Raw genomic sequence first — 18341 nt, forward strand, 5'->3', positions numbered from 1 at the left:
ACAACAATCCCTCTAAGTTTGAACTGACCTGAGAAGTACAACATTGCAGCCTTCTTCTCAGGTGTTGGGGGAATTGAGTTGGGATCTGAACAGACCAACGAGTTCATAGTGGTGTATGCCAATGAGTTTGATAAGTATGCGCGTCAGACTTACTAGCCTATTTATCCAGATATATCTCAATAATCATATTATTCATTTAAAGAATATTCCAGATGAGTGTATGACATATTAAGTATAACTTGGTCACTATTAAGATGAAGTATATATATTTTATAGAACCTATTATGAGGACTTTTTATAGTTTAAGCTAGTTTCCAACCAATTTCGTGATTTACTGATACTGAAGAAAAACAATTGAAAGGATATTTCTATGCAACCAACTTACAACATTGACAATCCAAACTTGTCTTATGAAGCTAAGCGTGACTTATGGCGGATAGGTTTTGGTCTGCAGAAAGTTGACAATCTAGTGCCATCAGAGTATATGGAATCTTTGGCTGAGAAACAGTCCCGGGGTAAACTGACTTACGAGCAGGTTTATGAAGATGCAACAAATTATCATCATACTATCGATGCAAGTACGGAGGAGGCAGACTTGGTTTCTTTGCGTATCGTGGAGTTATTATCTCGAAGAGGCTTTAGCTTCAGTCCTGCGACCTTACTTGCTATTCATAAGGAGTTGTTTCAAGATATATTTGAAACCTCTATTCCGGTGGGGCAATTTCGTCAGACCAATATCACAAAGAATGAACCTGTTTTGAATGGTGAAAGTGTTGTGTACTCTGATTACTCCATGATTCAAATGACCTTGGATTATGATTTTAATCAGGAAAAACAAGTTGCATATGCGACACTAACTCAGGCGGATGTGGTTAAACAAATCCAGCATTTTATTTCAGGAATCTGGCAGATTCATCCATTTCGCGAAGGAAACACTCGGACAGTAACGGTCTTTTTGATTCAGTATCTTCGTGAGTTTGGTTTTGATATTGATAATACACCATTTCAGCAACATTCCAAGTATTTTCGTGATGCCTTAGTATTAGATAATGCAAAGATTTTACAGCGATGTCCTGAGTTTTTAACAGCTTTTTTTGAAAATCTCTTGCTCGGTGGTCAAAATGATTTGTCTTCAGAAAAAATGTATCTAGATTTAGACCTCGATTTTTCATAATCCTAATACTGAGTAAACATTGAATTTTATGCAAAAATGAAGTAAATATTCTAATAAGAAAACGTATATCATCAAAGTGTTAGTCTCGCTTGATAATATGCGTTTTTTTAATTTTATAGATTGCTCGTTTAAACTCTATTTATCTCGTACTTTCAGTGCTATTCGGATTTTATTTTCGTGTACAATTTCAGCCATTCTTGTTATAATCAGCCTATAGGAATCAAGGAGGTGACTCTTATGGCTGTTTTTGTATCTTTGGATGGAATTGTGGTAGAAGTACTTGATGTCTTTTCTTCTTTTAATGGGGAAAGTGAGTTTTTCTTGTGTAAACGTCTTAAAGACAAGAGTCAGTTTGTTATGGAACGCTCTCAGTTCGAGGAGATGTTCCAACTTCAAAGTAGTCGCTTGACGACGCAAGAAAAATTACAATTGTTTACCTCTGTGTTTGCTGGCCGTTATGATGTTTATGCTAAGAGTTTTATCAATGATCAAGGGAAAATTCAGTATTTTCCTTCCTATGATTATGGTTGGAAGCAGTTGCCACCTGAAAAACGGAGTTTCCAGATATTGACGGACTCTGTTTTGAAATCTCATTTTCGTGGGGAGATAGCTATCGGTATCTTTCCTATGCACTTAGATGATAGCTGTTATTTTTTGGTACTGGATTTGGATGAAGGAGATTGGAAAGAAGCCGGTTTAACTATTCATAGAATAGCCAGGGAACACCAGATAGAAGGCCATCTAGAGATTTCTCGTTCGGGTCAAGGACTCCATATTTGGTTCTTCTTTGAGGAAGCGATTCCGTGTCGAGAGGCTCGCTTGTTTGGAAAGAAACTATTAGAATTGGCTATGCAGGAAAGTATGCAACTGTCCTTTGATTCTTTTGATCGCATGTTTCCGAATCAGGATGTCCTTCCTAAGGGTGGATTTGGTAATTTGATTGCTTTGCCTTTTCAAGGAGAAGCTTATCATCAAGGGCGAACGGTCTTTGTGGATGAACAGTTTCAACCTTATGAAGACCAATGGAAGTACCTGCAAGGAATTCAGAAGATTTCAACTGCTAAAGTGGCACTGTTAATCCGAGAGGAGTTAGGTAAGGAAGAATTGGATAAGGAGTTGCAGGTCGTTTTATCCAATACTATCCAACTTGAAAAATCGTCTGTGACTCCCAAGACACTTTTTTTCTTGAAAAATATGGCTTCCTTTTCTAATCCCGAATTTTATTTAAAGCAGGCTATGCGACAGCCAACCTATCAAATTCCTGAGAGAATGTATTTATTTGGAGAATCCGATTATTATTTATGGCTGCCAAGAGGCTTGCTGTATCCATTGCAAGATAAATTTAAGCAGGTAGCTGTGGAAGATAGGAGAAAAGTACAAAGTCCTATTAGAGTAGCATTTAAGGGAGAACTTACTTTGGAGCAAGAGTTAGCCCTGTCAGATATGACTTCTAAAGAAAATGGTTTACTCCATGCGGAGACTGGTTTTGGGAAGACCGTTTTAGGTGCTGCTCTCATCTCTGAACGTAAGACAAAAACAATTATTCTAGTCCATAATAAGCAACTCTTAGACCAATGGTTGGATCGCTTAAACTGCTTTTTGGCTTTCGAAGAGGAAGAAGCTACCCGTTATACGCCATCAGGTCGTGAAAGGGTAATAGGCTATGTCGGGCAGTACGGTGGGACTAAGAAATGGCTGAGTGAACTGGTTGATGTCGTTATGATCCAATCTCTATTTAAGTTGGAAAATAGTCAAAGTCTTTTGGATAAGTATGAGATGATGATTGTGGATGAGTGTCATCATGTCTCTGCCTTGATGTTTGAAAAAGTTGTGGCACAGTTTAGAGGGAAGTATCTTTACGGTTTGACGGCTACGCCTGAACGTAAGAATGGTCATGAACCTATTGTTTTTCAGAGAATTGGTGAGATACTTCATACTACTGGTAAGAGGGAGACATCTTTTGAACGGCAATTGCAATTAAGATTCACTTCTTTTGGTCATCTGGAAATTGAAAAGACTAAAGCAAGTAATTTCATACAGCTTAGTGATTGGATTGCTACTGACTCAGCGAGGAATCAGATGATTCTCAAGGATATTCTAGACCAAGTGGCAGAAGGTCGGAATATTTTGGTTCTAGTCAATCGAATTCAACAGATAGATGTCTTTGAAAAGTTATTGAAAGAGAAAGAGGTTGATGACTGTTACATTATTAGTGGAAAAACCAAAGTCCGAGAGAGAACGAGTTTACTGGAGACGTTAGAACAGTTAGATAAAGGGTTTGTTTTGTTGTCTACTGGAAAATACATTGGCGAAGGTTTTGACTTACCTCAGTTGGACACGCTTATCTTGGCAGCACCCTTTTCTTGGAAAAATAATTTAATTCAGTATGCAGGTCGGATTCATCGAAACTACAAGGACAAGTCTTTGGTGCGTATTTTCGATTATGTAGATATTCATGTTCCTTATTTAGAAAAGATGTTTCAGAAACGACAAGTAGCTTATCGAAAGATGGATTATCGTGTCATCGAGGGTGAGGAGAAACAATTCATTTATGTTGATAGTAGATATGAGAATGTGCTGAGAGAGGACTTGGCAGGGGAAAGACAGGAGTGTATGCTTATTTTACCTTATGTGCACCAGACAAAACTGATGAAATTTCTAAAAGAATTTAGGATTAGTCAAATTGAGATATGTATACCAGAGACGGTTGCAAATAAAGCATGGCTAGACCAGATGAAGAGCAAGAAAATTAAAGTGTCTTTTACTCAATCAAAAATAGTCACGCCTATTCTTTTGGTGAATAAGACTATTGTTTGGTATGGTGCAATGCCATTATTAGGGAAGGTAGATGAAATGACCATATTACGTTTGGAATCAGCTAGTATAGTTTCTGAACTAGTGGCAGGTTTACGATAGAGAAAATTTTTAAAAATTTCTATGTATGCTTTCCAGTTGAAAAAACGAGAAGTCTTGACAGGTCAACGACTCAATGAACTGGAAATCAACGGAATTCGTTTGACCAAGTTTAAAAATGGGGAAATCGGTATTGAATTCATCTGGATTGATACCGAAAATCCGCCAATCGACACCATCGGCTGGGTAGCAAAGAAATGAAAATCCGTTTTAGACTAATTTCCACTTCGGTTGGGCAAGTGGAAGTTACTTTGAGAAGTTAGCAATAAAAAGTCCTATCACTTTCTCCCCCTTAACCTTTGACTATTCCGTAAAATTATCGTAAAATAAAGAGTGAATGATAAAATGAGGTCAGAGTCTGTTCGCTCTGGCGATAGTAGTATAAATGAGGAGAAACGCTTTGGAATTAGAAGTATTTGCTGGGCAAGAAAAAAGTGAACTATCTATGATTGAGGTGGCGCGTGCTATCTTGGAACTTCGTGGTCGCGACCATGAGATGCATTTTAGCGATCTTGTAAACGAAATTCAAAACTACCTTGGAACATCAAATAGCGATATCCGTGAAGCTTTGCCTTTGTTCTACACAGAGTTGAACTTTGACGGTAGCTTTATCTCACTTGGAGACAACAAATGGGGTCTTCGTTCATGGTATGGTGTGGACGAAATCGATGAAGAAATCATCGCTCTTGAAGAAAATGACGACGATGAAGTAGCACCAAAAGCTAAGAAAAAACGTGTCAATGCCTTCATGGATGGTGATTCAGATGCCATTGACTACAATGCGGATGACCCAGAAGATGAAGATGCATACGAAGCAGATCCTGCTCTTTCATACGATGATGAAAATCCAGATGATGAGAAAAATGAAGTGGAAGCTTACGATGCAGAAATCAACGAAATCGCTCCTGATGACTTGGGTGAAGACGTGGATCTTAACGAAGAAGACGACGAATTTTCAGATGATGATACTGAAAACATCGAGGAATAAAAATTAGCTATTGACAATTATCCTATTTTTAGGTATCATATTGTTCGGGCACCTCTTTTAGAGGTCGGGGCTCCCTAGTTCTTAGGGAGCTATTTTTGTTTTTTCAAGAAGTTATCTTCTTGTATTTTGGTTGTGAATCTGGTGCAGTCGTCCCAGATTATTCTTATTAGTAGGGTCTTGTTTTCTATGTCCCCTCGTAGTTAACAAGGCCTTGAGCATTTTAGAAAGAGGAATCTATGTCTACGAAATATATTTTTGTAACTGGTGGTGTCGTATCGTCTATTGGGAAAGGGATTGTGGCAGCAAGTCTGGGGCGTCTCTTGAAAAATCGTGGTCTCAAAGTAACCATTCAAAAGTTTGACCCTTATATCAATATCGATCCTGGAACCATGAGTCCTTACCAGCACGGAGAAGTTTTTGTGACAGATGATGGAGCTGAGACAGATTTGGACTTGGGTCACTATGAACGTTTCATCGATATCAATCTTAACAAATATTCTAACGTGACAACTGGTAAAATTTACAGTGAAGTTCTTCGTAAGGAACGACGTGGAGAATACCTTGGGGCAACTGTTCAAGTCATTCCTCATATCACAGATGCTTTGAAAGAAAAAATCAAGCGTGCCGCTCTAACGACTGACTCTGATGTCATTATCACAGAGGTCGGTGGAACTGTTGGGGATATCGAGTCCTTGCCATTCTTAGAGGCTCTTCGTCAGATGAAGGCAGATGTGGGTGCGGATAATGTTATGTACATCCATACAACCCTGCTTCCATACCTCAAGGCCGCTGGTGAAATGAAGACCAAACCAACTCAACACTCTGTCAAAGAATTGCGTGGATTGGGAATCCAACCAAATATGTTGGTTATTCGTACAGAAGAGCCAGCTGGTCAAGGAATTAAAAACAAACTAGCACAGTTCTGTGATGTGGCACCAGAAGCCGTTATCGAATCGTTGGATGTTGAACACCTTTACCAAATTCCATTGAACTTGCAGGCTCAAGGTATGGATCAAATTGTTTGTGATCATTTGAAATTAGACTCACCGGTAGCAGATATGACAGAATGGTCAGCCATGGTGGACAAGGTCATGAACCTCAAGAAACAAGTCAAGATTTCCCTTGTCGGTAAGTATGTAGAGTTGCAAGATGCCTACATTTCTGTGGTTGAAGCCTTGAAACACTCTGGTTATGCCAATGACGCAGAAGTGAAAATCAATTGGATTAATGCCAATGATGTGACGGCAGAGAATGTAGCAGAGCTCTTATCTGATGCGGACGGAATCATCGTGCCAGGTGGTTTTGGTCAACGTGGTACAGAAGGGAAAATCCAAGCCATTCGCTATGCGCGTGAAAATGATGTTCCAATGTTGGGTGTCTGCTTGGGAATGCAGTTGACTTGTATCGAATTTGCTCGTCACGTTTTAGGACTCGAAGGTGCCAATTCTGCAGAACTTGCACCAGAAACAAAATACCCTATCATTGATATCATGCGTGATCAGATTGATGTTGAGGATATGGGTGGAACCCTTCGCTTGGGACTTTATCCGTCTAAGTTGAAACGTGGTTCTAAGGCTGCGGCTGCTTATCACAATCAAGAAGTGGTGCAACGCCGTCACCGTCACCGTTATGAGTTTAACAATACCTTCCGTGAGCAGTTTGAGGCAGCAGGTTTTGTCTTTTCAGGAGTTTCTCCAGACAATCGATTGGTAGAAATCGTGGAAATCCCTGAAAATAAATTCTTTGTAGCGTGTCAGTATCACCCTGAACTGTCAAGCCGTCCAAATCGTCCAGAAGAACTCTACACTGCCTTTGTGACTGCAGCAGTTGAGAACAGCAATTAGCAAAATCAGAACCTTTGAGAAGAATCTCAGAGGTTTTTATTAGCATATTTAGGATAAGATTTGCAAAATAAAAACATAGTGATATAATTAACAAAAAAAATCCTAAGGAGGATCTATGATGAAAAAAATCACATTATTTGGTTTGTCTCTAGCTGGTCTAGCTTTACTGGCTTTTCCATATTCAGGGCAGGCATTTGAGCTTAAAGAAGAATGGGTTGTTAAGTGTGGGGTACAGTATCAAGATGGCAAGATTCTTCGGTTTAACAATGGTCATGAAGTGGATATTAAAGTCTTGGATTTGCCAAAAAATGAGAAAATCGAGTGGACGGTTAGTCTCGATGGTCAAGATCAGACAGTCAATTTTCTAGGTCAAGAAAAGGACAAGTATATGATTGGTATAGAAGGGCGTTACCTGAATTTCTATGTTCCATATGGCTATAGAGGAGATATCAAGGTCGAGGCTAAGAGCAGCAACGAAGTAAAGACCTGGTCAACGAAAGTTGTGGATGATATTCATAATGATAGTGGAAAGAGAGGTTACTATCGTATTGAAGAATCAAATGATCAATACACCTACCTTGATACAAAATGGGACTATCAAACCAAGACTTACACTGCTACCTTACCAGAGACTGTTAATGGTCAAAAAGTTTTTGCTTGGTCAGACTATGACAATGGCGAGTTGAAACTTGAAAAACTAAAAACTATCAGTCACAAATATGATGGAGGAGCTTTCAAAGAACTTTATCCGATTGTAAAAGCAGAAAGCTGGCTAAAATCAGACCAAAATTGGTACTATCAAAAACAAGGCCAACTAGTTCAAAATGCTTGGGTTAAAGACAAGGGAACTTGGTACTTTATGAATGATAAAGGAGTTATGTTCAATCAAACTTGGCTTTATCAAGGTGGCAACTGGTATGCCTTTAAATCATCAGGAGCCATGATTGCGAGTGACTGGCTTTACGACCAAGGCAAGTGGTACTATTTATCAACTTCAGGAGCTATGAAAGCAAGCGCTTGGGTTTATGACAAGGGAGACTGGTATTATGTAAGTTCTTCTGGTGCCATGCTAGCGAATGATTGGGTCAAAGATAATGGCAAGTGGTATTATCTGGCTTCATCAGGTAAGATGCTTCGCAATACCTACACACCAGATGGTTACTACGTTGGCAACTCAGGCGCCTGGCAGTAAGAATAATACTCTTCGAAAATCTCTTCAAACCACGTCAGCTTCATCCACAACCTCAAAACACTGTTTTGAGCTGACTTCGTCAGTTCTATCCACAACCTCAAAGCAGTGCTTTGAGCAGCCTGCGGCTAGCTTCCTAGTTTGCTCTTTGATTTTCATTGAGTATAAGAAGTCCTTTTCCTTAAAGGAAGGGGCTTTTTACTTGCTTTTCTGCTGCTTCCTCATTTGTCCTAAAGCCTTTTTTGTGTTAAAATGAATGGTATGAAAGCTAAAAAAATGTGGATGGCAGGTCTGGCTCTGCTTGGTATTGGAAGCCTTGCCCTTGCTACGAAAAAAGTTGCAGATGACCGCAAGCTCATGAAGACTCAGGAAGAGTTGACAGCGATTGTGCGAGACTATTTTTCAGACATGGGGGAAATTGCGACCCTCTATGTTCAAGTTTATGAAAGTAGTCTGGAGAGCTTGGTTGGGGGCGTGATTTTTGAGGATGGCCGTCATTATACCTTTGTCTATGAAAATGAAGACCTAGTCTATGAGGAGGAAGTTTTATGATACAACCAGCAAGTTTAGAAGAATTGGCATCTTTAGTTGAAAAGGATGGCAAGAAGGTCTTTCTTTTTGTGGCGGATTGGTGTGGCGATTGTCGTTATATCTATCCTGCCTTACCAGAAATTGAGGAGACCAATCCAGAGTTCACCTTTATTCGTGTGGACCGAGACCAGTATATGGATTTGGCCAAACTCTGGGATGTTTACGGCATTCCTAGCCTTGTTGTTCTAGAAAAGGATAAGGAAATAGGCCGTTTTGTCAATCGCGACCGTAAAAGCAAGCAACAAATTAACGACTTTTTAGCAGGACTGAAATAGGAGAAAAGGAAACAATGATTTTTACATATAACAAAGAACATGTCGGTGATGTCCTTATGGTCATCGTGAAAAGCAGCGGAGATGCCAAACTGGATGTAGAACGCAAGGGCAAGGTAGCCCGTGTTTTTCTCAAAGATAATGGAGAAACAGTTGCTTGGAATATTTTTGAAGTTTCAAGTTTGTTTGAAATTGAAGAGCGCGGTCAAGTCTTTTTATCAGATGAGCAAGTAGCTCGTTTGAACCAAGAATTGCAGGCGGAAGGTTTTACAGAAGCAATTGTTAATGACAAAGAGCCTAAGTTTGTTGTCGGTGAAATTGTTGAGATGGTAGCCCATCCAGATAGTGACCACCTCAACATCTGCCAAGTTGCAGTTGCAAGTGACAAGACAGTGCAAATCGTTGCAGGGGCTCCTAATGCGCGTCTTGGGTTGAAAACCATTGTAGCTCTTCCTGGAGCTATGATGCCAAAAGGGAATCTCATTTTCCCAGGTGAACTTCGTGGTGAAAAGAGTTTTGGCATGATGTGCAGTCCTCGTGAATTGCATCTGCCAAACGCTCCGCAAAAACGTGGTATTATTGAATTATCAGAAGACCAAGTTGTTGGAACTCCATTTGATCCAGCTAAACACTGGACTGCCTAAGAAGTTGTTAGTATCTGATAGACCAGCTAGAAGGAAATAAGATGGCAAAAAATGTTGTGATTACAGGAGCAACCTCAGGAATCGGTGAAGCGATTGCGCGTGCTTATCTGGATCAGGGTGAGAATGTCGTTCTAACTGGACGACGGATAGATAGACTTGAAGCCTTAAAAATTGAGTTTGCAGGAACTTTTCCAAATCAAGTAGTTTGGACCTTTCCACTAGATGTGACGGATATGACCATGGTGAAGACTGTCTGCTCCGATATTCTAGAAACGATAGGTCAGATTGATATTCTGGTCAACAATGCCGGACTGGCGCTTGGCTTGGCTCCCTATCAAGACTATGAGGAGTTGGATATGTTGACCATGCTGGATACCAATGTCAAAGGTTTGATGGCAGTCACTCGCTGTTTCTTGCCAGCAATGGTAAAAGCCAATCAAGGACATATCATCAATATGGGCTCAACCGCAGGAATTTATGCCTATGCAGGTGCAGCAGTTTATTCAGCTACCAAGGCAGCAGTTAAGACCTTTTCAGATGGTCTGCGAATTGATACCATTGCAAAGGACATCAAGGTGACGACCATTCAGCCTGGAATTGTCGAAACAGATTTTTCAACGGTACGTTTTCATGGTGACAAAGAGCGGGCTGCGACGGTTTATCAGGGAATCGAAGCCTTGCAGGCACAAGATATCGCTGATACAGTTATCTATGTGACCAGTCAACCTCGTCGTGTGCAGATTACAGATATGACCATTATGGCAAATCAACAAGCGACAGGTTTCATGGTTCATAAAAACTAAAAAATTTCCTCGAAAAGTTACAAATTTCTGTAACTTTTTTTGATTTCCTACGAATAGATAAGTAGGAGGAAAAAATATGTATAATAAAGTTATCTTGATCGGACGCTTGACGTCTACACCAGAATTGCACAAAACCAGCAATGACAAGTCAGTAGCGCGAGCAACTATCGCTGTAAATCGTCGTTACAAAGACCAAAATGGTGAACGTGAAGCTGATTTTGTCAATATGGTCCTATGGGGCAGACTAGCAGAAACTTTGGCAAGCTACGCAACCAAAGGTAGTCTCATTTCCGTTGATGGGGAATTGCGTACCCGTCGTTTTGAGAAAAATGGTCAAATGAATTATGTGACCGAAGTACTTGTTACTGGATTCCAACTCTTGGAAAGTCGTGCCCAACGTGCTATGCGTGAAAATAATGCAGGACAGGATTTGGCAGATTTGGTTTTGGAAGAGGAAGAACTACCGTTTTAATACTCTTCGAAAATCTCTTCAAACCACCTCAGCTTCACCTTGCCGTAGGTATAGGTAACTGACTTCGTCAGTCTTATCTACAACCTCAAAACTGTGTTTTTAGCAGCCTGCGACAAGAGTCCTAGTTTGCACTTTGATTTGTATTGAGTATAAACATTGAAAAGTCTGAGTTGGTCTCAGGCTTTTTTATACTGTCTAAATGTGTTACAATGAACTAGTTGAAACTTTTTGGAGGTTGGAATGAGTAGAGAATATACAAGAACAATCGTCAAAATTATATTTTGTACAGTAGTCGTATTTGTTTTTGCGATTTATACTCATGTGAGTCAGACAGATCCTATTCCGGGACAAATAAAAGTTGGAGCGACTTATATGACGATGAATAGTGAATTTTATAGACATTTACATAATGAGATTCAACGCTATTCTGATTCAGAAGGTCAGATATTGTATACTCGGGATGCAGAGATGAGTGAAGAAAAACAGAGTAAACAAATTGATGAGTTTATAGAGAAGCGAGTGAATGTTATTGTTATTAATCCGGTTAAGAGTGATAGCGAGCAAATTGTAGAAGCGTTAAGTAGGGCAAAGAATTTTGGAATTAGAGTTATAGCAGTAGATAGTCAGTTGAATAATATAAAAGTTGATACGAGCATAGTTTCTGATAATTACCATGCTGGGATATTAATTGCCAAGGATTTGATGAAACGTACCTCAAATGCTCATATTCTTTTGTTAACGCACAAAGATGCTTTATCAGCTAATCAGAGAATAACTGGTTTTTTGGATACAATAAAATCAGAAGAACATTATCAAATTATCTCAGAAAGAGAAACAGTTGGTCAAACAGAGTATGCTATGACTACTGTAGGTGATGCCTTATCTGAAGGTTTACAATTTGATGCTATAGTGGCTTTAAATGATAGAGCAGCTATAGGAGCTTTAGCAGCAATTAAAGAATTGAAAGTAACTTCAAAAAAATTTATTTACGGAATAGATGGTTCACCAGATATGAAGCATTTATTAGCTACAACAGATGAAGTTACGGGAACGGTTGCTCAATTTCCATCTCATATGGGTAGAAAAGTATCGGAAACAATAGATTTATTAGTAAAAAAAGAAGAAGTTGAAGAATTATATACTATACCTGTACAATTTGTTGATAAAAATAATATCATTCAGTTTGATATTAATGGGTGGCAGTAATGAAACAGGTAAAAGGTGTCCAGTATTCTATAATTTTACTTTTATTAATTAATTTTCTAACCATTGTATACAATGGGGCCTTGTATATACAGATTACAAACTATGTAATTTCAAAGGGGCAGATGACACTCTTATTGGGAGAATTAAACAATATTTCAAAATCACCTGACCAGATTTTTTGGTATTCAATTATTTTTTTCGTCGGTATTATTTTTATATCTACCTATAAAATGTATTCAACTGAGAAAAAATGGCCAATTTTTTCAAAATGGAATTTGCTTGAAATAGTATTAATGATTGGTGTTATATGGTCACAAAATCTGTCATACAATGGAATAATATTATTAGTTTTTGCTGATATATTCTATAGTTCAAGAGAGTTTCAAGACTCTGATAGTAAACGTTCTTGGATTATTTTTATTTTCTTGAGTTTTTTAATGTTACTTTTAACAGACTATGAAATCTTGTCACTGTTTATAAAAGTTCCATCTCTTTCTACCTATATCCAATTTTATCCATCTTCCATACGAGGTGTAGTGTTATTTTTAGAAAATGCATTGACATCATTAAATGTTATTATTTTCATCATCTCTTTATTGTCTTATATCCTATACGTGATTAAAGAACATCATCATATTGAGGAAGAGCTTAAAATGTTATCTAGAGTCAACACTGAATTGAATCATTACATATCGTTATCAGAGAAAATCGCTGAAGATCGAGAAAGGAAAAGAATTGCTCGGGAAATTCATGATACTCTAGGACATGCGTTGACAGGAATTTCAGCAGGGATTGATGCTGTTTCTGTACTAATTGATGTTCATCCTATCCGTGCTAAAGAACAGTTGAAAAATGTTTCAAATGCAGTTAGAGAGGGGATAAAAGATGTTAGGGGATCATTACATAGACTAAGACCAGGAGCTTTGCAAAATAATGGTTTAAAAGATGCTCTAATATTAATGATTAGTGAGTATGAGTCTCTATCTAAACTCTCTGTCGATTTAAAATATGAATGGGGAAATATTGATTTAGATGTTATACAGGAAGATACTATTTTTAGGATTATACAAGAATCTATGACAAATTCTGTTCGTCACGGACATGCTAGTAAAATGAGCATTCACTTTATGAGTGAGGATAACAACATAATAGTTTTGCAAGATAATGGAATAGGTTTTGACGACTTACAAATTGGGTATGGCTTGAAACAAATGAGAGAGCGAGTTTCTATTTTAGGTGGTTCTATTCATTTTGAAAATAGGGAAGGATTTTACACTAAAATAGTTTTTCCAAAAATAGGAGGTGAAGTATATGATAAAGGTAATGATTGCGGATGATCAGGCGTTAATTAGAGAGTCTTTGCAGATTATTTTATCAGTATATGCTGATATTGATGTTGTATCTGTTGTTGGTGATGGTATTGAAGCGATGGATAACATTATGACTGTCAAACCGGATATAATTTTAATGGATATTAGAATGCCCAGAATGGACGGAGTATTGGCTACAAAAGAAATCAAAAAACGTTTTCCAAATATAAAAATTATAATCTTAACAACATTTGATGACGACGAATTCATTTTTAGTGCTTTAAAATATGGTGCATCTGGCTATTTATTAAAAGGAGTTTCAACCGACGAGTTATATCAAGCCATTCAGACAGTGTATAAAGGTGGAGCTATGATTAATCCTAATATAGCTAGTAAGGTATTTCAATTGTTCTCGCAGATGGCACAGACCAATTTTTCTATTACTGTGAAGGAAGAGAATATTGAAAATATATCACTAACAGAATGGAAAATTATTCAGCAAGTGGCATTTGGAGAATCAAATAAGGAAATTGCCAGTAATCTTTTTTTATCCGAGGGAACAGTGCGCAATTACCTTTCTATCATTCTTTCAAAACTAAATTTGAGAGATAGGACACAGTTAGCTATATGGGCTGTACAAACAGGTGTGACACAAAAGAATTTTTCGAAGGAAATGGATAAATGAAAGTAAAGCAATTGTTTCTAGCGATACTGTTTGTGATAAGTTGTTTGAGTTTATTCCTTATTTGGGAAAACAAGCAGATAAAGATTATTAGACTGGGTTTTTATTCTGATTCTAGTTGGGGAATTCCTACAGGGAATAATAGCTATGTACTAGATGAGGCTATTAGGAAATTTGAAGAGCTTCATCCAGGGATTAAGATTGTATATGATTCAGGTATTCCTAAGGAGGAGTATTCTAATTGGATTTCAAGTCAAATTTTAAAAGGTTCTGAACCAGATGTATTTCTATTATCAAGCGACCAATTATCTTTATTTGCATCAAAAGGTATTTTAAAGCGCCTAAATTCCTATTTGTCTCAAGAAGATGCCTCTAATTTCTATGATGTATCTTTGCAGGCGGCAAAATATGGAGATGATTTATACGGTCTTCCATATGAAAGCAATCCTATGTTGATGTGTGTAAATCAAGATTTACTTTTAAGAGAGGGGATTGAAATTCCTAAAGTAGGGTGGACGCAGAAAGATCTCTATGAGATTAGTAAAAAAGTTACAAAAGATACCGATGGAGATGGAATCGTTGATCAATTTGGGATAACAGGCTATAGTTGGAAAGAATCTCTAGCAGCCTTTGGTGTTACTATTTCTGAGAGTGGTATTCCTCGTATAGATTCATCAGAAATGAAGGATGCTTTATCCTATATAAGGGGATTGAATCAATTAAACGGACGCCACAAAGTAACCTATAAAGATTTTGATGAAGGGCATGTGGCCTTTTATCCAATGAGTTTGGCACAATATCGTACATATAAACCTTTTCCTTATCATGTGGCCAAATATACAAATTTTAACTGGACATGTATTTCATTGCCAACTACTAAGGAAGACATTCCTTCTACTGTAACAGATACTTCCTTATACGTGGTTTCTTCGCGTGCTCGCAATTCAAAACTTGCTGTATCGTTTATAGAATTTTTAACAATTAATCGTGAAATTCAACAAAATTTATTTAATAAGGGTCAAGGAAGCTCAGTATTACCAGAGGTAGTAACTAGTTTGAAGAGTGAAGAGTTGATGAAGAAAGGAATGATTGGTCAAAATGCCTTAACGACCACATCACTGGATTATATAATGAAAAATTCAATTACAACTATTTCAAAAGGGATAGATTCAAAATCATTAGTTGGAATAGAGGAAAGATTAGAAGCAGTATCTATGGATGAAAATAATACGGATATTGAAGGTAGTCTTATTAAGTTACAAAAAGAACTAGATACAGGAATTCTTAAGTAGATGTCAAGATTATTATTTCTTAAATAATACGAATATGGCAGATGTCTTTATTGACATTTGTCATTTTTTTATTGACATTTATCAATAAACTTTTGTGACATTTAACAATTATAAAGTGAAGAAGATGATGCTAGAATGAAATCAATAAAAGGAGGGAAATATGAAATATTTGATATTAGTCAGTCATGGAGGGCTTGCAGAGGGATTGAAATCATCTCTTTCTATGTTTGCTTCGGATAAGGTAGATGATGTCATAGCGATTGGCTTAAAAGATGGGGAAAGTCTTGCAGATTTTTCTGTGGAGGTCAAAAATGTTATTGGGCCTCTGAATGAAAATGATTCTGTTCTTGTTTTAGCAGATATTGTTGGGGGAAGTCCTTTAACAACTGTTGCAACAGTATTAGAAGAATTTGGAAAATTAGAGAATGCAACTATTTTGGGAGGTATGAACTTAACAATGGCACTTACAGCAGTGGTGATGAAAGACATTCTGACTGGAAGTGAACTTGTTTCTACAATATTAAACGAATCATCATCAGCTCTACAAGAATTTGAAGTCGGATCGGATGATAATCTTAATGAAGAAGACGATATTTAGTTATGTAAGGAAAAGGATAAAAAATTATGGTAGTAACATTTGTACGAATTGACGATAGAATGATTCATGGACAAACAGTCACTAGATGGGCAAAAGAACATCCATGTGATGGATTAATTGCAGTAAATGATGCTGCTGCATCTAATAAGGTTTTAATTCAGGCATATAAAGGTGCGTCAGATAAAAAAACATTTGTTTGGACAAAGGAAGCGTTTAAAGAAAAATCATCTAAAGTAACAGAATCGGATAGTAGATATTTTTTGATTACTAAGAATCCAATTGATATGAAAGAAATTTTAGTAGACCAGGGCTTTATTCCAGGAGATGTTAAAGAGATTATTGTAGGACCTGCTAACGATAGACCTGGTGCTATCAAGTTGGGAAATAATCAATCAATTACTCAAGAGGAAGCAGTTGCACTAGAAGCAATTGAAAAAGCAGGATATAAAGTTAGATTCCAATTATTACCAGATGTATCTATTGGATATTGGAGTGATTTTAAATCAAAATTTGGATTTTAATAATGAAATAAGGAGACAAAATGATGGAAATTTCTTGGATTCAAGCAGCTCTTTTAGGATTGTTTGCAAGTTTAGCATCGATGCCAGGTATGGGGGGATCCAGTATTGGTAACTATACTTTGGGGCGTCCATTAGTTGGTGGTTTAATTGTAGGTTTAATATTAGGAGATATAACAACAGGGGTAATCGTTGGTGTGGCTTTACAGGTATTATATATTGCCTTAGTGACACCTGGTGGAACTGTATCTGCCGATGTACGGGCAATTTCTTATATCGGAATTCCGTTATCTATCCTATTTGTTCATGCAAATAATATTTCAGGTGAGGTAGCGATTGCCGCAGCAGCAGCACCAATTGGAGCCGCGGTTGGAACAATTGGAACTGTTTTATTCTATGGTACAGCTACTATGAATTTGCTTTGGCAACATATTGGATGGAAAGCTGTAGAGAAAGGTGATTTTAAGAAGTTATATGCTGTTGATTGGGTATATCCTTGGATTTCACATTTTATCTTTTCTTTCTTACCAACAATGATCATTACAAAATTTGGACCAGATATGGTTGATCTTATGAAAATATATCTTCCGATGGACGGTTTTGTAATGAAGTCTCTATTTACTGTAGGAGCACTCCTTCCATGTGTGGGTATTGCAATACTTTTGAAACAAATTGTTACAAAAACAACAGACTTTATTCCTTTCTTTGTCGGGTTCACGTTAGCAAAATCTTTAGGTTTGAACTTAGTAGCAAGTGGTGTTGTGTCATTAATTTTTGCAGTAATTTATTATGAATTAGAAGTTATTAAATCTGCCCGTACGACAGCAGTTATCAGTGATATGGGATTTGATGAAGAGGAGGATATTTAGAATGAGTCGAAAAAAAATATCAAGAAAAACATTGACAAAATCATTTCACCACTGGTTCTATGGACATCTGACATGTTTTTCTCAAGAACATATGCAAACTTTTGGATATTTAACTTCTATGCTTCCAATTGTAGAAGAAATGTATGATACTAAGGAAGAGCAAAAAGAAGCTATGCAAACATACACAGCATTCTTTAATACTGAGCCACAGTTGGGTTCTCTAGTAGTTGGGATAACAGCTGGTTTGGAAGAAGCGCGTGCAAATGGAGATGCCGTAGATAGTGAAACCATCAATGGAATGCGAGCTGGTCTAATGGGGCCTATTGCAGGTATTGGAGATTCACTTATTGTAGGAACATTAATTCCTGTTCTTTTGGGGATAGCTCTAGGTCTTTCTAAAGGAGGAAATATTTCTGGTGCAATATTCTATATTATTGCATGGAATCTATTAGTCTATCTTGGAATGCGTTTTGCTTATTTTAAAGGATATGAACTTGGAGATAAAGCAGTAGAATTTTTAGTAGGTCCTAAAGGTCAGGCGCTAAGAAAAGCAATTAGTGTTGTTGGTGGTATGGTCATAGGAGCTGTTGCAGCAACTTGGGTATCTGTCACTACGGCGCTAGAGCTGAAAAATGGAGATGGAGAAACATTTTTAAACTTACAAGAAAAGATTGATGGTGTTTATCCAGGTCTTTTAACAGCAGGTTTTATTGTTCTATGTTGGTGGCTGATGGCTAAAAAGAAAGTTTCTCCAAATTGGGTGATGCTATTACTGGTAGTTATTGCACTTGTAGGAGTAGCCTTAGGATTTTTCAATCCAGGATTGAAATATTAATAGTATGTAAAAAAGCAACGGTTCATAAGAGTCCACTGAAAAAACAGGTCTCTTACTTTTAATGAAATGAAAACCGAGGAATCTCTCGTTAATTTGAGCGAATTCCTCGGTTATTTTGTATTTATTAAGGTCATAATTCGT

The 18341-nt window shown here is 37.4% G+C and carries 19 protein-coding genes and 1 pseudogene; all 20 read left to right on the top strand.

Going from position 1 to position 18341, the window contains the following annotated elements:
- Positions 1–42: 42 nt before the first annotated feature.
- A pseudogene (locus tag K4Z77_RS07965) lies at positions 43–153 on the top strand (DNA cytosine methyltransferase); the annotation flags it as partial.
- Between the two features lie 217 nt (positions 154–370).
- A complete protein-coding gene (locus K4Z77_RS07970) occupies positions 371–1174 on the top strand; it encodes a Fic family protein (protein ID WP_224218988.1) in 804 nt (267 codons plus the stop codon).
- 237 nt (positions 1175–1411) lie between these two features.
- Complete coding sequence (locus tag K4Z77_RS07975) at positions 1412–4090, top strand: TOTE conflict system archaeo-eukaryotic primase domain-containing protein (protein ID WP_224218989.1); 2679 nt, start codon at positions 1412–1414, stop codon at positions 4088–4090.
- A gap of 36 nt (positions 4091–4126) precedes the next feature.
- Positions 4127–4288: a hypothetical protein gene (locus tag K4Z77_RS07980; RefSeq protein ID WP_224218990.1), complete on the top strand. Its 162-nt coding sequence runs from the start codon at positions 4127–4129 to the stop codon at positions 4286–4288.
- Positions 4289–4487: 199 nt separating this feature from the next.
- Positions 4488–5075, top strand: a complete 588-nt coding sequence (gene rpoE / locus K4Z77_RS07985) for a DNA-directed RNA polymerase subunit delta (RefSeq protein WP_000418409.1) — start codon at positions 4488–4490, stop codon at positions 5073–5075.
- A 236-nt stretch (positions 5076–5311) separates the two neighbouring features.
- Positions 5312–6919, top strand: coding sequence for a CTP synthase (pyrG, locus tag K4Z77_RS07990; protein WP_224218991.1), 1608 nt, complete (start codon positions 5312–5314; stop codon positions 6917–6919).
- Between the two features lie 118 nt (positions 6920–7037).
- The gene (locus K4Z77_RS07995; RefSeq protein ID WP_224218998.1) at positions 7038–8111 is read left to right on the top strand and encodes an N-acetylmuramoyl-L-alanine amidase family protein; all 1074 of its coding nucleotides are present in this window, start codon (positions 7038–7040) and stop codon (positions 8109–8111) included.
- 249 nt (positions 8112–8360) lie between these two features.
- On the top strand, positions 8361–8660 hold the full coding sequence (locus K4Z77_RS08000; RefSeq protein WP_004237301.1) for a DUF4651 domain-containing protein: 300 nt from the start codon (positions 8361–8363) through the stop codon (positions 8658–8660).
- Entirely contained in the window at positions 8657–8974 is a 318-nt protein-coding gene (locus K4Z77_RS08005) for a thioredoxin family protein (protein ID WP_000615777.1), read from the top strand. Before K4Z77_RS08000 ends, K4Z77_RS08005 begins: the two co-directional genes overlap by 4 nt.
- 14 nt (positions 8975–8988) lie before the next feature.
- Positions 8989–9615 carry a YtpR family tRNA-binding protein gene (gene ytpR / locus K4Z77_RS08010; RefSeq protein WP_224218992.1) on the top strand — a complete coding sequence of 209 codons (627 nt, stop codon included), beginning with the start codon at positions 8989–8991 and terminating at the stop codon, positions 9613–9615.
- Between the two features lie 41 nt (positions 9616–9656).
- The gene (locus tag K4Z77_RS08015; RefSeq protein ID WP_224218993.1) at positions 9657–10418 is read left to right on the top strand and encodes an SDR family NAD(P)-dependent oxidoreductase; all 762 of its coding nucleotides are present in this window, start codon (positions 9657–9659) and stop codon (positions 10416–10418) included.
- 76 nt (positions 10419–10494) lie between these two features.
- Positions 10495–10890: a single-stranded DNA-binding protein gene (locus K4Z77_RS08020; RefSeq protein ID WP_166731206.1), complete on the top strand. Its 396-nt coding sequence runs from the start codon at positions 10495–10497 to the stop codon at positions 10888–10890.
- A 240-nt stretch (positions 10891–11130) separates the two neighbouring features.
- The gene (locus tag K4Z77_RS08025; protein WP_224218994.1) at positions 11131–12096 is read left to right on the top strand and encodes a substrate-binding domain-containing protein; all 966 of its coding nucleotides are present in this window, start codon (positions 11131–11133) and stop codon (positions 12094–12096) included.
- Entirely contained in the window at positions 12096–13433 is a 1338-nt protein-coding gene (locus K4Z77_RS08030; protein WP_224218995.1) for a sensor histidine kinase, read from the top strand. Before K4Z77_RS08025 ends, K4Z77_RS08030 begins: the two co-directional genes overlap by 1 nt.
- Positions 13408–14091, top strand: a complete 684-nt coding sequence (locus K4Z77_RS08035) for a response regulator transcription factor (RefSeq protein ID WP_033683129.1) — start codon at positions 13408–13410, stop codon at positions 14089–14091. The genes K4Z77_RS08030 and K4Z77_RS08035 overlap by 26 nt, the downstream gene beginning before the upstream one ends.
- Positions 14088–15380, top strand: a complete 1293-nt coding sequence (locus tag K4Z77_RS08040) for an ABC transporter substrate-binding protein (RefSeq protein WP_224218996.1) — start codon at positions 14088–14090, stop codon at positions 15378–15380. The genes K4Z77_RS08035 and K4Z77_RS08040 overlap by 4 nt, the downstream gene beginning before the upstream one ends.
- Before the next feature lie 160 nt (positions 15381–15540).
- The gene (locus tag K4Z77_RS08045) at positions 15541–15978 is read left to right on the top strand and encodes a PTS sugar transporter subunit IIA (protein ID WP_224218997.1); all 438 of its coding nucleotides are present in this window, start codon (positions 15541–15543) and stop codon (positions 15976–15978) included.
- A gap of 26 nt (positions 15979–16004) precedes the next feature.
- The gene (locus K4Z77_RS08050) at positions 16005–16499 is read left to right on the top strand and encodes a PTS sugar transporter subunit IIB (protein WP_020903146.1); all 495 of its coding nucleotides are present in this window, start codon (positions 16005–16007) and stop codon (positions 16497–16499) included.
- A gap of 23 nt (positions 16500–16522) precedes the next feature.
- Positions 16523–17365, top strand: coding sequence for a PTS mannose/fructose/sorbose/N-acetylgalactosamine transporter subunit IIC (locus K4Z77_RS08055; protein WP_224218999.1), 843 nt, complete (start codon positions 16523–16525; stop codon positions 17363–17365).
- Positions 17346–18200, top strand: a complete 855-nt coding sequence (locus K4Z77_RS08060) for a PTS system mannose/fructose/sorbose family transporter subunit IID (protein ID WP_031233157.1) — start codon at positions 17346–17348, stop codon at positions 18198–18200. Before K4Z77_RS08055 ends, K4Z77_RS08060 begins: the two co-directional genes overlap by 20 nt.
- The last annotated feature ends 141 nt before the right edge of the window (positions 18201–18341 follow it).

It is taken from the genome of Streptococcus mitis subsp. hohhotensis (genome assembly GCF_020089495.2).
GTDB classification, from domain to species: Bacteria; Bacillota; Bacilli; order Lactobacillales; family Streptococcaceae; genus Streptococcus; species Streptococcus hohhotensis.